The sequence below is a fragment of the Pirellulaceae bacterium genome (assembly GCA_019636385.1).
Classification (GTDB): domain Bacteria; phylum Planctomycetota; class Planctomycetia; order Pirellulales; family Pirellulaceae; genus Aureliella.
In genome coordinates this window covers 14,132-31,116 of sequence record JAHBXT010000003.1, presented here as the reverse complement: position 1 = coordinate 31,116, position 16,985 = coordinate 14,132, and the positions used below count along the sequence as shown (strand labels likewise).

General features: G+C 54.4%; 15 protein-coding genes. 11 read left to right on the top strand and 4 right to left on the bottom strand.

Translation table 11 applies throughout. The features are described 5' to 3' along the window. Window positions 1-129: 129 nt before the first annotated feature. The 5 genes from KF752_10885 to KF752_10865 are packed head-to-tail and all read left to right on the top strand — an operon-like array spanning window position 130 to window position 5,098. On the top strand, window positions 130-1,428 hold the full coding sequence (locus KF752_10885) for a hypothetical protein (protein ID MBX3422046.1): 1,299 nt from the start codon (window positions 130-132) through the stop codon (window positions 1,426-1,428). Further along, window positions 1,428-2,603, top strand: coding sequence for a zinc-binding dehydrogenase (locus KF752_10880; GenBank protein MBX3422045.1), 1,176 nt, complete (start codon window positions 1,428-1,430; stop codon window positions 2,601-2,603). The genes KF752_10885 and KF752_10880 overlap by 1 nt, the downstream gene beginning before the upstream one ends. Further along, a complete protein-coding gene (locus tag KF752_10875) occupies window positions 2,581-3,153 on the top strand; it encodes an HD domain-containing protein (GenBank protein ID MBX3422044.1) in 573 nt (190 codons plus the stop codon). The genes KF752_10880 and KF752_10875 overlap by 23 nt, the downstream gene beginning before the upstream one ends. Beyond that, window positions 3,146-4,273 carry a TIGR03364 family FAD-dependent oxidoreductase gene (locus tag KF752_10870; protein ID MBX3422043.1) on the top strand — a complete coding sequence of 376 codons (1,128 nt, stop codon included), beginning with the start codon at window positions 3,146-3,148 and terminating at the stop codon, window positions 4,271-4,273. The genes KF752_10875 and KF752_10870 overlap by 8 nt, the downstream gene beginning before the upstream one ends. A 6-nt stretch (window positions 4,274-4,279) precedes the next feature. Next, window positions 4,280-5,098, top strand: coding sequence for a phosphonoacetaldehyde hydrolase (locus KF752_10865; protein MBX3422042.1), 819 nt, complete (start codon window positions 4,280-4,282; stop codon window positions 5,096-5,098). 189 nt (window positions 5,099-5,287) lie between these two features. Here KF752_10865 and rpsI read toward each other — a convergent pair whose 3' ends face one another. Beyond that, the gene (gene rpsI, locus KF752_10860; protein MBX3422041.1) at window positions 5,288-5,701 is read right to left on the bottom strand and encodes a 30S ribosomal protein S9; all 414 of its coding nucleotides are present in this window, start codon (window positions 5,699-5,701) and stop codon (window positions 5,288-5,290) included. A gap of 98 nt (window positions 5,702-5,799) precedes the next feature. Then, complete coding sequence (gene rplM, locus KF752_10855; GenBank protein MBX3422040.1) at window positions 5,800-6,252, bottom strand: 50S ribosomal protein L13; 453 nt, start codon at window positions 6,250-6,252, stop codon at window positions 5,800-5,802. Window positions 6,253-6,846: 594 nt separating this feature from the next. Between rplM and KF752_10850 the strand changes: the two genes are divergently transcribed. The 4 genes from KF752_10850 to KF752_10835 all read left to right on the top strand — a co-directional run bounded on the left by KF752_10850 (window position 6,847) and on the right by KF752_10835 (window position 14,101). Beyond that, window positions 6,847-7,560, top strand: a complete 714-nt coding sequence (locus tag KF752_10850) for an ABC transporter ATP-binding protein (GenBank protein ID MBX3422039.1) — start codon at window positions 6,847-6,849, stop codon at window positions 7,558-7,560. A 109-nt stretch (window positions 7,561-7,669) separates the two neighbouring features. Continuing rightward, a complete protein-coding gene (locus KF752_10845) occupies window positions 7,670-10,639 on the top strand; it encodes a Gldg family protein (protein MBX3422038.1) in 2,970 nt (989 codons plus the stop codon). Window positions 10,640-10,697: 58 nt separating this feature from the next. After that, complete coding sequence (locus KF752_10840) at window positions 10,698-12,653, top strand: DUF4340 domain-containing protein (GenBank protein ID MBX3422037.1); 1,956 nt, start codon at window positions 10,698-10,700, stop codon at window positions 12,651-12,653. 551 nt (window positions 12,654-13,204) lie between these two features. After that, entirely contained in the window at window positions 13,205-14,101 is an 897-nt protein-coding gene (locus tag KF752_10835; protein MBX3422036.1) for a sugar phosphate isomerase/epimerase, read from the top strand. A 5-nt stretch (window positions 14,102-14,106) separates the two neighbouring features. On the opposite strand, the gene KF752_10830 is transcribed toward KF752_10835, so the two are convergent. Together KF752_10830 and KF752_10825 are read right to left on the bottom strand one after the other, a co-directional pair. Then, window positions 14,107-14,955 (bottom strand): SDR family NAD(P)-dependent oxidoreductase, encoded by an 849-nt coding sequence (locus KF752_10830; protein MBX3422035.1) that lies wholly within the window; start codon window positions 14,953-14,955, stop codon window positions 14,107-14,109. Next, complete coding sequence (locus tag KF752_10825) at window positions 14,952-15,377, bottom strand: hypothetical protein (protein MBX3422034.1); 426 nt, start codon at window positions 15,375-15,377, stop codon at window positions 14,952-14,954. The genes KF752_10830 and KF752_10825 overlap by 4 nt, the downstream gene beginning before the upstream one ends. 374 nt (window positions 15,378-15,751) lie before the next feature. Between KF752_10825 and KF752_10820 the strand changes: the two genes are divergently transcribed. Beyond that, the gene (locus KF752_10820) at window positions 15,752-16,177 is read left to right on the top strand and encodes a hypothetical protein (GenBank protein MBX3422033.1); all 426 of its coding nucleotides are present in this window, start codon (window positions 15,752-15,754) and stop codon (window positions 16,175-16,177) included. Between the two features lie 105 nt (window positions 16,178-16,282). Next, window positions 16,283-16,969, top strand: a complete 687-nt coding sequence (locus KF752_10815) for a hypothetical protein (GenBank protein MBX3422032.1) — start codon at window positions 16,283-16,285, stop codon at window positions 16,967-16,969. The last annotated feature ends 16 nt before the right edge of the window (window positions 16,970-16,985 follow it).

Genomic DNA, 16,985 nt, shown 5'->3' with positions numbered 1-16,985 from the left:
CTCAACGATTGCTCACCTTTGATTGCGAATCTCTCAAATGCACTTGGTGTGCCTTGCTAAAATCCGTCTGCCAATATGCCTTCTGCGCCCAGCGCCGTCGTTAGCGTTACGTCTGTTCGACACTGCCCCATGAAATCTAAACCTGAATCTGGTTGGCAGAATGATTGGCGGGGGTTACTGCTGGCAGCAGCGGCTGCGTTTTTCACCTACTTCTGCATGTACGCTTTTCGCAAGCCCTTCACGGCGGCGACTCTGGACCAAACTACCTGGGGAGGTCTAGGGCTCAAGTCCGTATTGGTTGTTTCTCAATTGCTGGGATACATGCTCTCGAAATTCATCGGCATCAGAGTAGTATCCGAGCTGCCTGCACACCGACGAGCACTAGGGATTCTGTTACTGATCGGCATCGCCGAGCTGGCGCTGATAGGCTTCGCCGTTTTGCCAACTTCCGGCAAGATCGTCATGATGTTCATAAACGGCTTGCCACTGGGCATGGTGTTTGGGTTGGTGCTAGGTTATCTGGAAGGGCGTCGTCAGACGGAAGCTCTGTCGGCCGCCCTGTGCGCCAGCTTCATTGTCTCCTCTGGTGTCGTCAAGTCGATTGGGGCGTGGATCATTCAGGACTATGGCATTAGTGAGTTCGTGATGCCAGCCCTGGTGGGCCTGCTGTTTACGCCACCGCTGCTGCTGTCGGTGTGGCTGCTCCAAAAAACGCCACCCCCCGATCAGGATGATCAGCGCCTGAGGGGTCGACGACACGTGATGACAAGACGCGAGCGCGGAGAATTCGTGAGAGCCTATTTGCCGGGTTTAGGGCTACTGGCCTACGTGTACGCAGTGTTAACAATGGTGCGCACACTACGCGATGATTTTGCAGTTGAGATTTGGCGTGATATGGGCGTCAATCATACGCCGTCGATCTTCGCGACCACGGAGATTTTGGTGGCGGTAGTGGTCATCGTCGCCAATTCGTTGATGATTTGGCTGCGTTCTAACCTAGCGGCGTTACGCGTAGCAGTGGGACTAATGACGATGGCATTTTCGCTGACCATCGGTGCGGTTTGGCTTCTTCGCCACTCGATGGTTACTCCACTTGCATTTATGATTACTTGTGGAGTTGGCCTATACGTCCCCTACGTTGCATTCCATACCTGTGTATTCGAGCGATTGATAGCCGCTCTGAAAAAACCGGCTAATCTGGGGTTCTTGATGTATTTGATCGACTCGATTGGATACCTGGGCTATGCAGCGCTCATCGTCTGGAAAACTTCAGCCGAGCCGACGCGCGAGATCTTGCCGTTTTTTGAATGGACAATGCTGTGGGCAGCTACCAGTTCGGCGTTCGCGTTGTTGGCCGCGCTCATGTACTTTCAAATCAAAATCAACCAACCAGACACTCCCGAATACCAATTCGATAGTAATGTGTGATGACCGCTGATAGTCAGTTCCAGCAGGAATGCAGCTTCGAAATTCCACCGACTTGTGGAGCCTTCGTGTTCCACGGTCCCCAGCAGGGGTTCAAATTCGAAGAGTTGTCCATTCCCGCATTGGCGGATGGTGAAGTGCTGGTACGCATTCTGTGTAGCACACTTTGCGGCAGTGACTTGCATACTATTCGCGGGGCGCGATCTCAGCCAACGCCATCCATCCTTGGACATGAGGCCGTTGGATGTGTGGCGCGGGTTGCCGGCCAGGCGACCACCATACAGGGCCAGCAATTGCGTGTCGGTCAGCGCGTCACTTGGTCGATCTGCGTCAGTTGTGGTCATTGCCAGCGCTGCCTGCACGGATTGCCTCAAAAGTGTCAGCGGCTAGCCAAGTATGGCCACCAGGCTGCCGAAGGGCGATTGGCTCTGAGCGGCGGCCTGGCCCAGTACATGGTATTGAGGCCCGAAACCAGTATCGCCATAGTTCCCACAGGCATTCCTCTGGCGGTGGCTAGCCTAGCCAACTGCGCTGTGTCCACTATCGCAGCGGCGTATCGAGCGACCGGCTCGCCTCAGGGACTACGAGTGGCCATTATGGGCGCAGGGATGCTAGGATTGACTGCGGCAGCTTATGCCAATTTCAACCAAGCAGAACAGGTCACCGTCATGGACGTCGATCCAGCCCGACTGAGCTGGGCATGTGAGTTTGGTGCGACACAGGCGGTACTCGTCACCAAGCTAAGTTCCGACCACAACTCGATGGCTCAATCAACCTTCGAGAGCTTGGATGCGAGTCGTCGTTTTGATCTAGTGCTGGAGTTATCCGGTGCGCCGGGTGCAGTGGAAACAGCGATCGAAGTGGCTGATGTTGGAGGCAAGGTCGCGCTGGTGGGCAGTGTGATGCCGTCGCCGGGGATCATGCTGGACCCGGAATCCGTCGTTCGTCGTTGCCTATCCGTGTTCGGGATTCACAACTACGCTCCCCAGGATTTGAATGCAGCGTTACACTTTTTACATTCGGCGCACGAGCGCTATCCGTTTCTGCGAGCCGCAGCGCCCCATTTTTCGCTGGACCAACTTCCGCAAGCCATTCGATTCGCTGAGGACCATCGCCCATTGCGAGTGGCCATATTTCCATCGGAGATGAACCGCCATGTCTCAACTGCTCAGCCCTAACCAGCTACTGGAATTGTTGGCCAGTCAAGGAGGAGCCATGTACGGTGGCGAAGCGGTAACGCAGCTTGAGCACGCATTGCAAGCGGCCATGTTGGCTGAACAGGAACGGGCTACGCCCGAGCTGATCACGGCAGCGTTGTTGCACGACATAGGGCACTTGAGCAGCGGGTTATCGGAAAAAATTTCTGAACACCAAGTCGATGATCGCCATGAACATCGCGCTCTGGCTCTGCTGGAGTCGATTTTTCCGATTACCGTTACCGAACCGATTCGCATGCATGTTGATGCCAAACGTTACTTATGCACCGTCGATCCCAATTATGAGGCAAAACTGAGCCCGGCATCGGTGGTCAGCCTGCGATTGCAGGGAGGTCGCATGTCTTCGCGGGAGGTTGAGGCATTCCAAGCGCATTCACTACTGGCAGACGCTTTGCGGTTACGAGGCTGGGACGATCAGGCGAAAGTTGCAGGATTGCCGACCCCGCCACTGTCGCACTTTGCATCCTACGTTTCACTGGTGTCAAGAACAGAATCGGATGCCGATGAATAGCTCGTACGATGTGACGGTTGTGGGCGCAGGCATCGTCGGTCTGGCGCACGCTTGGATGGCGGCACGCTGCGGCCTGCGAGTAATGTTGGTCGAGCGAACTTCTGTCGCCCAGGGGGCGACGGTCCGTAACTTCGGCATGGTGTGGCCGATCGGACAACTGGCCGGTCGAGATTACAGCATTGCTTTACGATCTCGACAGTTATGGCTGGAGCTGGCAGATTTGGCTGGTCTGGCAGTCGAGGCTTGCGGTTCCATCCATGCGGCACATCAGCCCGACGAGCTGGCGGTACTGGATGAATTCCATTCCCTGGCGACTCATCAGACACAGATGTTGACCGCAGCCCAGGTGTTGCGGCAAGCGCCCGTGGTACAGCCAGAGGGACTGCTGGGTGGAATGTACAGTCCAACAGAATTGCGCGTCGATCCGCGTGAAGCGGCACATCGCATTGGTCGTTACCTGAGTGAGCTATCGAACGTCACCTGTCTGTATGGGACTCTGGTGAGCGATTTAGATGGTGCGGTGGTCGTTTGTAGTGACGGACGTCGTTGGAGGTCTGCTGAGGTCATAATATGCAGTGGAAGCGATCTGCAAACATTGTATCCCGCCGAATTTGCAAGTAGTGGTCTGATGCTGTGTAAGCTACAAATGCTACGAGCCCGCTGGTCCGCGAGCGGGCACTGCAACTTGCCGCACATCGCCAGCGGATTGACCTTGCGTCATTATCGGTCTTTTGAAAGCTGTCCGACATTGCCTCGCCTACGCCAAAGAGTTGCCGATCAAATGCCGGAACTGGATCGGTTCGGAATTCACGTGATGGCCTCTGCATTTCCCAATGGGCGCATCATCTTGGGTGATTCCCATGAATATGGTGCAGATATTTCTCCCTTCGATAGCAGTGAAATTGACCAGTTAATGATTCGTGAGCTGCGGAAGGTCATCCGTTTGGACTGCTGGGACATCGAACAACGATGGCATGGCATCTATGCTAAGCTGCCCGATCGTCTAGTGTTCGAGAAGACGTTGCCACATCAGCATAGAATTTTTGTGGGGACCGGTGGCGCAGGAATGACATTGTCTTTAGGGTTAGCAGAAGAAGCTTGGCAGCGGTGGAGGGGATAGTCACACATGCAATGTCAACATTTAAAGGCAGTTGTGTTCGATTGGGCGGGCACGATGATCGACTACGGCAGTTGTGCACCAGCCGTGGTTTTCCAGCAGATTTTTCAAACCAATGGAATCAGGATTACTCCCCAGCAAGCACGAGAACCGATGGGCATGGCAAAGCGCGAGCACATCGCAACCATCGGCGCCATGCCGGAAGTAGCCGCAGCCTGGCAGAACATACATGGTCGGCCATTGAACGTTCAAGATGTGGACAGGATGTACCAGCAATTCTTGCCGTTGCAGAAGGAGGTGCTGGGCCGATTCAGCGAACTCATCCCGGGGGCTGCTGAAGCTGAGGCGTCGTGCCGTGAGTTGGGTTTAAAGGTTGGTTCAACCACAGGCTACACTCGGGAATTGATGGAGTCCGTCACGGCTGCTGCAGCTCGTCAGGGCTATCGACCGGACTTTGTCCTGTGCAGCGAAGATGCTCCGCGTGGTCGACCTGCCCCGTATCTATTATTTGAAGCCGCAAAACGCCTAGACGTATTTCCGATGTGGAGAGTGGTAAATGTCGATGATACCACGGCTGGCGTCGAAGCAGGCCGAAACGCCGGCTGCTGGAATATCGGCATCTCCAAGTCCGGCAATCTTGTGGGCTTATCACAAGCCGAACTAGATTGCATGGACCAATCCATCGTGGGCGAACTTTGTAAACAGGCTGAACGCAAACTTGTGGCGGCCGGAGCCCACTACGTGGTGCCAACCGTCGCGCAGGTACCTGAAGTATTGCGGCTCATCGAGCAGCGTTGCCATTCTGGCCAACGGACGGCAGCCGTCTAAGACGTTCGTGATTCATCGCTCAGCCATGACACTAGCTCGGCCACTTACCGTTGGTGTCCGTCAGGCAGAAGCGCTGAGCCCGGCTGCTTCACACAGCAACTACCCCATGAACAGCCGAACCGGACCCAATTCCGAATCGGCCAGGGTAATCGTGACGCAGCGGACGCTAAGAGCACGCTTACAAACGAATTAACGTTTGCTGAATTGAGTACCACGGCGGGCACCGCGGAGACCGTACTTCTTGCGTTCTTTCATGCGCGAATCGCGAGTCAAGAACTTGTCGTCTCGCAAGGTTTGGAAATTATCCTGGTTCATGCCGACCAGGGCACGAGCTAACGCCAAGCGAACTGCACCAGCTTGACCGGTCAGTCCTCCACCACTTACGCGGACGTTCACATCGACAGATTTGTCGGCGTTAACGGCCGTCAAGGCTTGAGTCACTTGCAGTTGGTGCTGCACAGTGGGGAAGAACTCTTCCATCGGCTTGCCATTGACAGTGATCTTGCCAGAACCGGGCCGCACGCGAACACGAGCCACGGCGGTCTTGCGGCGGCCGGTTCCCAAAGAATCCCCGTTCAACTTGTCTTTTTTGGCGATTAGCATAGGAGTTCAGTTTATTGGTGGACTGTGATTTGGTGATATCAAAGGATGGGGGTTAGATCGATCAGCGATTTTTTTTGGTATCAGCGATTTTGTTTGCGTTAAGACGCGGATTTGCCAATTGTCATCGCCTCGGGCTGCTGGGCTTGATGCGGATGTTCAGGACCGGCGTAAATCTTCAGCTTGTCCAGCATGCTGGAAGCCAATTTATTCTTGGGCAACATGCGTCGCACAGCGTGATAAATCAAATCTTCCGGCTTGCGCTCCAACCGTTCCTGATAGCTTTCCATTTTCTGGCCCGTATGGCCGGTATACCAAGCGTAGTGCCGAACCTGCAATTTGCGGCCGGTCATGACTACCTTTTCGGCGTTGGTAACCACCACGAAGTCGCCCGTGTCGACGTGCGGTGTATAGGTGGGCCGATGCTTGCCCATCAATACCATGGCCACGTCGCTGGCCAAGCGACCCAAAATCTGATCGGTTGCATCCACATGGAACCACTTCTTGGGTAATTGACCGGGTTTGGCAATGGTTGTTTTTTGAGTCAAGGTCATAGTCGTAACTTCGCAACTACAAATCAAAAGTACGCACGATGGGGCACAAAGCTCCAGTGGTACGGGGTTAGGCGACTGATGACGGAACTTGAAATGTGCCGCCAGTAAGCCCAGCAGTTTATCGCCCAGGTCGATGCTCTGCAAGTCGTTTTGGTGCTGTCAAGTAGCATGCGAAAGCCTGTTTTCCGTAGCCACAGTCGCCGAGGCTGAAGTTTTGTGCGCCCCGCTTCCCGCTAGCCTCTAGCTAGGGTAGCTAACGGGTGCCTGGAAGTGCCGCAGTTTGCAAGCTGCACTTGGGCCGACCGTGGGCTTGAAGTACGGGCTACCGGGGAGCCATCGCCACCAGCTTTAGGGATTGGGCAAGTGATTCGGTGGCGGACTCCGCCAACGGCTACGGAGCTCCAAACACCCCCCTTTGCGGCAACGGGAGTGCAAGTTAAAAACTATCGAACCACGCAACCGGACGATCCGTAGGTTGGTGCATTAAATGGTTTGCGGAAGGGAAAAGCGGCATCAGCCGGGCTCTCCGCGTGACGCCCATGAGCATTCGATGGAGCCACTTGGCAAATGAGCGACTCTGGTAAAAGCAAGCCGATGATTGAAGCCATCGGACTATCCAAGTTCTATGGGCCTTTTGCAGCGGCCCGCGATATCAGCTTTCAAGTTCACGAGCGAGAGTTGGTGGCCTTTCTAGGGCCCAATGGCGCTGGAAAAAGCACCACCATGAAGATGTTGACCGGTTATTTGGCGCCCAGCGAAGGCGTTGCCCGCATTGCCGGCCATGACATGTTTCACGACCGCTTGGCCGGCTCTCGCCGCTTAGGCTATTTGCCGGAAAATGGGCCGCTGTATCCAGAAATGACACCTCACGACATGTTGGCGTTTTTTGCGGAGGCTCGTGGCATGAGCCCCAAGTACACCAAGCAGCGAACTGAGGCTGTCGTTGATTTGTGCGACCTCAGTTCGGTACTGCACAAGCCGATTGGCAAATTGTCTAAGGGATTCAAGCAACGCGTGGGGATGGCTCAAGCGCTGTTGCACGAGCCCGATGTGCTGATCTTGGACGAGCCTACCGCTGGTCTGGATCCGAATCAAATTCGCGAAGTCCGCAAGACATTGCGCAAGTTGCGTGAGACGAAGACGATCCTGCTGTCGACACACATTCTGCAAGAGGTCGAAGCCATGGCCGATCGGGTGATCTTAATCAACGACGGTCGCAAAGTATTTGACGGCCAAGTAGCACAATTGCGATCCAAAGGTGACACGCTGGAATCAGCGTTCCATCAACTGACCGGTGCCGCCGGCTGAGGCTTGCGCGACACTCGAAATTCCAACGACTGATCTTTCGCTTCTGCCATGGGATCAATCGTCAAACATACAAACACCGCAGACAAACTCGTAGAATCGAATCAACACTATGCTCAATGAAGTCTTGACTATACTGTTGCCATTGGCGCTGGTTATCGGTATCGACCTGGTCTTCTTGCTGTTTGCCTGGTTGGCCATTGGCTTTTTGGCCAAGCGCAAGCGCGCGGCATTTGCCGTGTTACGCCGCAATTTCTTAGCCTACTTTTCCAATCCAACGGGCTACGTGTTTTTGTGTTTGTTCGTGCTGTTGACTTCTATGGCCGCCTTCTGGCCCAACGAGTTTTTCAATGCCAATTTGGCCAATTTGGATCAACTGAATTTCTGGTTCCCGGTCATCATGTTGTTCTTCATTCCGGCGATCACCATGAGCATTTGGTCGGATGAGCGGCGCCAGGGAACTGACGAGCTATTGTTAACGTTGCCTGCCGATGACTTTGATATAGTCGTGGGTAAGTTTCTGTCAGCGGTATCCATCTATACGGTGTCTTTGATTTTCTCGCAGCTCTCGACCTTCCTGGTCTTGCTCTATCTGTCGGCTGGAGGCGTGGACGCAGGGCTGTTTTGCGCCAACTACTTGGGGTACTGGTTCGTTGGTGTCGCCATGATTGCCATCGGCATGGTGGCGTCGTTCTTGACCGCGAACTTGACCGTGGCATTCATTCTGGGAGCACTGTTCAATGCTCCGTTGGCCTTTGCCGCCAACGCCGAAGTGATTATCGCGCGTGGTGCCTGGTCGCGGCTGGTGGCCGCATTTAGTTTCAGTCGCCAATTTGACAATTTTGGTCGCGGGGTAGTCAGCATCGCCCCAGTGGCGTTCTTTACGTTACTCACACTTACCGGATTGTACCTGTGTATTGTGCTGATTGGCCGCCGGCACTGGAGCGGTGGTACCAATGGTAACCGAATGTTTGCACACTACCTGGTGCGCTGCATCGCGCTGGCGGTGGTCGTGTTAGCCGGTAGCTACTTCTTCATGCAAAACGATCGCCCCCGATTCGACGTGACTCAGGGAAAGGTCAGTTCGCTGAGCCCGACCACTCGGCAATTGATTCGCAATTTAGATCCTGAGCGGCCCATCGTGATTGAGGCCTTCGTGTCCAATAATATTCCCGAGCAGTATTCCAAAACGCGCTATGATCTGGTGACGCTGCTGAAAGAGTTCCAATCCTTGGCTGGTGGTCGCAATACTAAGCTACAAGTTCAATTGTACGACAATCTGGAGACTTCCAGCCCCGAGGCTCAGCGTGCCCGAAAACAATACGGCATTGAACCGCAAATGATTCGCGTCCGCCAGCGAGGCGCCTTCCGCGATCAAGAGGTATTGCTGGGAGCGGCCGTTCGAAGTGGTTTATCGAAGGTGGTGGTGCCATTTTTCGATAGTGGAATTCCGGTTGAATACGAGCTAGCACGATCGATCAATACGGCCGCCCAGCCGCGCCGCGCCAAGCTGGGCGTGGTTAACACCGATGCCAATTTTATGGGTGGATTTTCAATGGCCGGTGGCTCGTTCCGCCAGGTGCCCAAGCAGCCGATTATCGAAGAGCTGGAAAAGCAGTATTCTGTTGAAGGTGTCGATGCCAGCGACCCGATTCCGCCTGGCAAATATGACGCCTTATTGGTGGTGCAGCCGTCGTCATTAGGACCGCCTCAATTGAAGAACCTAGTGGATGCGGTTCAGGCCGGAGTGCCTACAGCCATCTTTGAAGACCCATTGCCAGTGGCTATTCAGGGGGTTCCTGGAACAAGCGAACCCAAAGAGGGGCAGGGCGGCATGTTTGGCGGAAGTCCGCCACAGCCCAAGGGCGACATGCAGGCGTTGTGGAAAACTTTGGGATTGAAAATCTCGCAAACGCCGGGCATGCAAAGTATCAATCCAGATGTCGTGTGGCAGCGTTACAACCCCCACCCACGGCTGAGATACCTGCTGAACGCCACCGATCAGTGGTTGTTTATTCGCGAAGAGGCTGGCGATGAGGCTGACTATCTGAGCGAGAAAAGCCTGGCCACCGCCGGCTTGCGTGAATTGATGTTCTTATATGCTGGGGCTATCAGCGCCGATAAGGAAAATCAAGACGTGCAAGTCACGCCGATTATTCGTCTACGCCCCGACAGCGGGATCATCAAGTTCGATGATGTGATGAGTCAGCTTAGGTCCGGCGAACCCAATCCGACGCAACTGCAAGTGCTACAAGGCCCAGCCTTGGGCGAACAAGTTGTTGCAGTTTACGTTGAAGGTGTCTCTGCTATTGCCAACCCTGGTGGTGATGGCTTACAGGGAGACGCAAGCAACTCCGCCGAAAATCAGGACCAGGCACAAGCAAACGCAGCGCAGCAAGCCCAGTCTAACGGTGATGCAGAGCGCAAGCTCCGAGCGTTCTACGTGGCCGATATTGACTGTATGGCTCCCTTCTTTAGCGCCAACCGTCGCCGACCCGAGGACTATGAAGATATCAGTCTCCGTGTACAGAATATCACCTTCGTGCTGAATGTGATCGATGTTTTGGCTGGCGAGACCAATTATCCCAAGATTCGTAGCCACGAACCGCAGCACGTCACGCTGCGATTGTTTGAAGACTTGGCACAAGAATTCCAATCTGCTGAAGTCGAGAATCAAAAAGTCTACCAGGAAGAATTCAACCGCGCTATTCGCGAGGCCGAAGAGCAGAATCAACGATCGGTTGCCAAGTTCCAGGATCGGATTAATGAAATCAAGCGCGAGGGAGCGGTCGACCCGGCGAAGCAACAGACGTTGATCGCCGAATTGCAGCGCTTGCAGATTCAGAATATGTCGCTGGAACGCAAGTTAGGCATTCAGCGGCAGAAGTTGGAAGCTGATCGCGATGAGAAGATTCGAGCCAGCCGCATGGAGGCAGACTTGAGAGTCTTGGGCGAACAAGCTCGCTACAAATACATGGCGATTCTGCTTCCTCCCATACCGCCATTGTTGGTCGGTATCGCCGTCTTTGTATCGCGTCGCGTTCGAGAGCGCGAAGGCATCTCCAAGACGCGGCTGCGTTAGGCTGACCAGAATAAACATATACACATACAAACCTGGATATTGTTGAGGAGTTGTTGTTGTGAGCGAAGTGAAGACCACGGCACTATTTGCGGCTGCCGCTGCAATTTCGCTGGGCTTGGCCTGGACGTTTCGTCCTACGGCGGTACTCAGCGAAGGGCAGTTGGCTGAAGAAAAACGCGGTTCCGCAATCTTTCCGGAATTGGATCCTACCACGGCTCAATCATTTCGCATCGTGAAATTCGACGAGCAATTAGCCACGCTCAGTCGTATCGAACTGGCCAAGGACCCCAAGACCGAACTGTGGACATTGCCTTCTGCCGACGGCTATCCAGCCGACTCCGAGCAGCAGGTCAGCCAAGCGACAACACCCTTGGTAGCGCTGAATGTCATTCAGACCGTCAGCACAGATCGCGGCGATCATGTACTGTATGGTGTGGTCGAGCCCAATGAACAGGAGCTGACGGCCTCAGCCTCCGGTGTGGGAATTCTGGTGCAAGTCGGCGGAGCCGATAGTCAGATTTTGGCCAGTTTAATCATCGGCAAAGAGGTTCAAGGATCTAAGGGCCAGCACTATGTGCGCGTGCCGTCAGAAGATGCGGTGTATATCGTCGAAATCAGCACCGATGCCTTCTCCACGGAATTTAGCAAGTGGATTAAGGGTGACATTCTGAATGTTGTCAGTAGCAACATCGAATTTGTGGGTTTGCGAGACCACGCTATTGTGCGCACCGATCGCGCCTTCGGCTTGGCTCGAAACTTCGACTGTGATCTGGAAAACAAAGATAGCCGCTGGTCGCTTAAGAGCTTTATTGACTATACCGTCGAGGGGCAACCGACGATGACGGAGCCTCCGCCGGGTACCAAGTTGAACGAAGAAACCCTCAATGCGCTGCGGACCTCGATTCAGAATCTGAAGATCGTCAATGTGCGCCGTAAGCCCTTGGGGCTAGCCGCTGACCTGAAGGCTGATAAGTCCCTCATGGAGAATGTCGAGTCGGCCCGAAGTCTGCAAGATCAAGGATTCTTCCCATTGGAATCCGGCGACGTGTTTTCCTCGGGTGGCGAAGTGATCTTGGGAACTAAGGAAGGCATTCGATATTTCCTGCGGTTTGGCAATACCCAGGTCAGCGGATCGTCGCTATCTGCCGAGGAAGAAGCCGAGGGAGCAGAGGACAAAGCGGATAGCGATGAAGGAGTTCGACGTTATTTGCTGGTGATGGCGCAGCTGGATGAATCCAAGTTTCCTGCCCCCGATTTGAAGCTTGTGCCCGAGACCGTCCAGCAGATGTTGGAGATGGAAGCCGCGGAAAAGGCCGAAACAGCAGTTCCGCCGGCCGCCGCGCCGTCAACCGCCGATGTGCAAGTAAGCGAATCATCCGCTGATGATGCACCTGCTACCGACGACGCGACCTCAGTAGATACTCCAGCGCAAGAGTTGCCGGCCTCTGAAGGTTCACCCGCGGACGCCCCAGCCACCGAGTCCCAAGATGGTGAGGCGGCTCCACAAGCCGACCAGCCACCATCGGCCAAGAATGTTCGCCCCATTCACAGCAGGCTGGTTAGCTTCACCAACGATGAAGCTGGTTCATCGCCAGATGACGCCGCATCCAATCCATCCGACGCTCAGCCCAGCGACAATGCGGTTCCCGAACAGGAACTGTCTACAACTCCGGCGTCCTCTAAGGCCGGTCAGACTGAACTGGCGCCATCTGCTGAACCAACGGCCGAAGAATTGCAGGAACAACTGCAATTCATGCAGGAAACCATCCGCAAGGAGAATCAGCGTTTGATCGACTCACGCAATGAATCGCTAAATGAAACTCGTAAGAAGGTAGCCGAGCTGAACGCTAGATTCGCAGATTGGTACTACATCGTCAGCGATAGTGTTTACCAGAAATTAAAGGTTTCACGCGAACAGTTGTTCCAAACTCCTGAACAAGCTGCCAAAGCTGCTCAAGGCGCGGGCTCACAATTTCCAGGACTACCATCGGACATCAGTCTGCCACCTGAATAAACACCAAACTTTGAATTCGGATATCGGGTCCGATCGGCATTGGTTGGTCGCGGCCCGTAACCAAGAGCAGGCCATTATTCTCGACCGCCAGGTGGCTCACTGGGCCGGCTCCCACGATTGGCGAGGGTTAGCGTCGAGATTATTTGGTTGAGCTGGGCCGCTGAGTATCCCTTGGTGCAGCGATCTGCACTACATCTGGCGACAGGCCTGAAAGCGGTTTTGGAACATCTGTAACCGATGGATCAAGGGGCTGATGCGTATGCCAACGCGCTGCAGCGGGGCTCGCGTTTGGCGAATGTTATTGTCTGAGATGGTGATGTCTTCGGCCTAGCCTTGAATGTCGATGGCGATTCCACCCCGGCCACTTGGTCGATTAGGCAATATCAAGTTTCATTCAGAGCGGTTTCGTGTCCCATTCCGTTGGCGAGTGATTGTGCGAGCGAACATTGCAAAAGGCGCTTTTGGCGAAATTGGCAACTGCCAATTGCCAATGTTTTTGGTTATCATTTACCGAAACTGCGGTCCGTCTATTGGGTAATCAGGGTCACCAAATGAAATCATCACCAGTCGACCGAAGTCATCTCGAATCTCGGCGTCAGTGGCTCAGCAACACGATGGCGGTCTTGGGATTGGCTGCATGTCCGTCCATACTGCGTGCGCGGTCTGCAGCATTACCCACCATGAAGTTTGGACTGGTAACCTACCTGTGGGGCCAGCACATGACGTTACCGGAGTTGTTGAAAGCATGTGAAACCTCTGGACTGCTTGGGGTCGAATTGCGGACTGAACACAAACACGCTGTGGAACCGAGTCTGAGCCCTGCCCAGCGAGCCGAAGTAAAGCGCCGTTTCGCGGACAGCCCGGTAGAGCTAGTCGGATATGGCTCGAATTGTGAATTCCATGCCGATGATCCCGCCAAAGTTGCCAGCAACATTCAGCAAGCCAAGCAATACATCCAATTGATGCACGATTGCGGAGGCTCGGGCGTTAAAGTAAAGCCCAACGGATTTGCTCGCCAGCTATCGCGCGAGCAGACGATTGAACAAATTGGCCGGGCATTGAACGAGATTGCCGAATATGGTCAGCAGTATGGCCAGCAGATTCGAGTCGAAGTGCATGGTCGGGGAACTAGCGAACTACCGGTAATGGCTGACATATTTGCCGTCGCTGACCATCCGAATGTGGCCGTGTGTTGGAATTCAAATGGCGAAGACCTGCACGGGGCCGGACTGGAAGCTAACTTTAATCTGATCAAGGGCCGGCTCGGAGCGACGACGCACGTCCGCGAACTGGACGATCCGAGCTACCCATATGAACAATTGCTCAAGCTTTTCAAGCAAGCCAATTATCAGGGTTGGATATTGCTGGAGGCACGCACCGATCCTGCTGATAAGACCGCAGCTATGACGCAGCAACGCGAGATATTTGAAAAGCTGTGTGCCAGCTAGGTACGTTAGTCCTGGTACGGATTGGCTAGTTGCTTGTTGAATCGCCGAATGAACAACTTGGTATAGGCGACCGGGAAGATACGCGTCATCCAGTCAATCATCTTACCATCACGTCCGATGACCAATCGCATCTGATTTCTTTCGACTGCTTGCAGTATTTGCCGCGCCGCCTCCGATGCAGTCGTGATAGCGACCTTGTCAAAGTCCTGAACCAACTGCTTGTAATGGTCGTCAGTTATGACCTGGCCAGACACGGTCGAGTTACGCACGATGTTGGTCTTGATTCCCCCAGGATGCACACAGGTCACATTCACGTTGGACTGATGCAGTTCCATTCTCAGCGATTCGGTAAAGCCGCGGACTGCGAACTTGGAAGTGCAGTAGGCCGCATTGCCATCCACGCCGGCCATGCCAAACACGCTCGACACATTGACGACATGCCCCTGATTGTGCTCCATCAAGTAGCCATAAAAGGCCTTCGTCAGCCGGACCAATGCTGTCAGATTTACATCCAGCACCCGCATAAAGTCTTCAAGTGGCGTATCCTGGAATCGACCCGCACAAATGGCCATACCGGCGTTATTAAACAGTATCAGACGATCGCCAGCGAGCGACGGCAGCACAGCGTCGACGAAGCGTCCAAGCGATTCTGTACAGGCAACGTCAAATTCGTGCGGTTCCAGTCGGCCACCCGACTGCTGAATGAGTATTTCGGTCTCCCGCAATCCAGGACCGTTAATGTCCGTGACGATAACTCGCTTGGCTTGCCGTTGAATCGCCTGTACGGCCAGTTCGCGGCCAATTCCTGAGCCGGCTCCTGTAATCACACAGACCGAATCCTTGATACTGGTCATACATCGCTTTCTGTACTGTCGAGTGCTGCTTTGGCTCTTGCGATCCGGTGCTTCGACTTATTCTGCCAAGAGGTCCACAACACTAACAGTCCCATGCACACCAGCACGCCATAGGTCGACGTGGTTGTCGTGCCATCGGCAGTACCGCACGTCATGCACCGTTGCCCGCTACCCAACGCAGGGCAGATCGGAGACACTTGGGCTGCAACACAGTCTGCAGCCGAAGAGCGAACAGTGTTCGTGGTACCTGATATTGTTGGAATTACAGTGAGATCTGGCACTGCGAGATCTGGCACTGCCAGCGGCAGACGGCTAACCGGCATGCCTGTCGAAGCCCCCGCCGACATAATTTGATCGGCACTACTGAGGCGACCGCTGAGCGCTACGTAAATGCTGAAAACAATCAGAGCTGCCCGATTCATGGGAGTCTCATCCACTACTGGCCCACCGCTAGTCACTCACACAGTAGCAGAACTAGCTGCTACTCATCCGTTAAGACTACACGATTTAGCTGAAGGAAACAACGGTTCGCCTGAGGATTACCTCAGCCTGTCGGCTAGTTGACAAGCCACTGGTAGACCTATACGGTAGCAGCAGTGGTTTGCGTCGAGTTTGACTCAAACCGGCCAAACGGTGAAATTCATTCATCCTGGCGTCAACTCGGGCTCAGGATTGGGTCGGAGCGCTCGGTCCAATTGAGGGAGCATTCCAAGCGATGCAACAGTTCAACGAACGTTTTGAAATCGAGTCACCTCGTCGGCCAGTTGTGGCTCCAAGTACCAAGAATCGCGGCTGTTTGTGGCTGATGATTCCTGCAGGTTGCCTGGGCGTTTTGCTGGTTTGCGGTGGTGGACTGACGGCGCTAATCGTTGGTGGAATGTCGCTCTATAAAAACTCTGAACCTTACCAGCAGGCCGTGCAGTTGGCAAAGAATAGTCCACAAGTGCAACAGGCATTAGGCGAAAACATCATGCCCGGCTGGAGTATTCAAGGCTCAATCCACATTGAGAATAATAATGGTCAGGTTGATATGACCATTCCAATGTCTGGCTCCAGAGGCAACGGCCAGATACGCATCCGGGGAACGAAGTCAGGTAGCGATTGGGATTATGATCTGATCGAGTTCGAGGATGAACAAGGGAATATTATTGATCTGAATCAGAATTCTGATCACGAGCCAAGTGATGCTGCAAGGGGAGATTGGCGCGACGAAGACAGCTAGGGCTGTGCGCCCCACGGGGTTCGAATTGCGGCCGCACAGCCTCAAATCGTGTACCTTGGCCATGATCACTGAGACCCTTACGGCAACCGCTTGAGAGAAGGCGACATGGAACTACTACTGGTTCCCTTCACTGGCCCTGTCATTCCGGCCACCATCTTGGTTAGCCTGGTCGTGGGATGGAGTTTGCTGTCGATCTTCGGAGCGATGAGCGCTGACGGTTGGTTGGACACTGACTTGCTAGACTTGGACGGTGGCGTGGAAGGCCAGGTCACTGCCGGTCTTATTCCATCTGTGATTAGAGCGGGAGTGGGAGGCTGGGGGCTAAGTGTTGCTCGCTGGTTGAATATGTCTGCGGTTCCCATTGTGGTCTGGGGTGCTGTGTTTGCCGTGGCCTGGTGGGCAATATCTGGGTTTCTGTGGATCGCCGTCGACCAGTTTTTGTTTGCCCCCAATTGGTGGTGGAGTACTATTCTGGCCATAAAAAACTTGATTCTAGCGCTGCTACTAACCAAGCTATTAGTCATGCCGCTCAGAACCAACTTCAAGCAGCCTCCGGCCACACCGCGCTCGCTGATTGGACGCGAGTGTACCATCAGCTCCAGCGAGGCCACACCGGAGTTCGGATTGGTGCGTTTCCAAACGGGCGGTGCGCCGCTGCAGCTGAACGTTCGCACTGATGGAGCCTGTTTGCCCAGGGGTACAGCGGTATGGATTACGCATTACGATGCGCAGCGGCGAGTATACATCGTTTCACCCACCTCAACGCGTACCATCGATTCGGCTAACCCGTAATTGGGCTGCCAGCCGA

Bases quoted from the DNA above. Each gene is read 5' to 3' on its own strand.
- KF752_10885 (MBX3422046.1), top strand. From the start codon at position 130: ATGAAATCTAAACCTGAATCTGGTTGGCAGAATGATTGGCGGGGGTTA.
- KF752_10880 (MBX3422045.1), top strand. From the start codon at position 1,428: ATGACCGCTGATAGTCAGTTCCAGCAGGAATGCAGCTTCGAAATTCCA.
- KF752_10875 (MBX3422044.1), top strand. From the start codon at position 2,581: ATGTCTCAACTGCTCAGCCCTAACCAGCTACTGGAATTGTTGGCCAGT.
- KF752_10870 (MBX3422043.1), top strand. From the start codon at position 3,146: ATGAATAGCTCGTACGATGTGACGGTTGTGGGCGCAGGCATCGTCGGT.
- KF752_10865 (MBX3422042.1), top strand. From the start codon at position 4,280: ATGCAATGTCAACATTTAAAGGCAGTTGTGTTCGATTGGGCGGGCACG.
- rpsI (MBX3422041.1), bottom strand. From the start codon at position 5,701: ATGCTAATCGCCAAAAAAGACAAGTTGAACGGGGATTCTTTGGGAACC.
- rplM (MBX3422040.1), bottom strand. From the start codon at position 6,252: ATGACCTTGACTCAAAAAACAACCATTGCCAAACCCGGTCAATTACCC.
- KF752_10850 (MBX3422039.1), top strand. From the start codon at position 6,847: ATGATTGAAGCCATCGGACTATCCAAGTTCTATGGGCCTTTTGCAGCG.
- KF752_10845 (MBX3422038.1), top strand. From the start codon at position 7,670: ATGCTCAATGAAGTCTTGACTATACTGTTGCCATTGGCGCTGGTTATC.
- KF752_10835 (MBX3422036.1), top strand. From the start codon at position 13,205: ATGAAATCATCACCAGTCGACCGAAGTCATCTCGAATCTCGGCGTCAG.
- KF752_10830 (MBX3422035.1), bottom strand. From the start codon at position 14,955: ATGACCAGTATCAAGGATTCGGTCTGTGTGATTACAGGAGCCGGCTCA.
- KF752_10825 (MBX3422034.1), bottom strand. From the start codon at position 15,377: ATGAATCGGGCAGCTCTGATTGTTTTCAGCATTTACGTAGCGCTCAGC.
- KF752_10815 (MBX3422032.1), top strand. From the start codon at position 16,283: ATGGAACTACTACTGGTTCCCTTCACTGGCCCTGTCATTCCGGCCACC.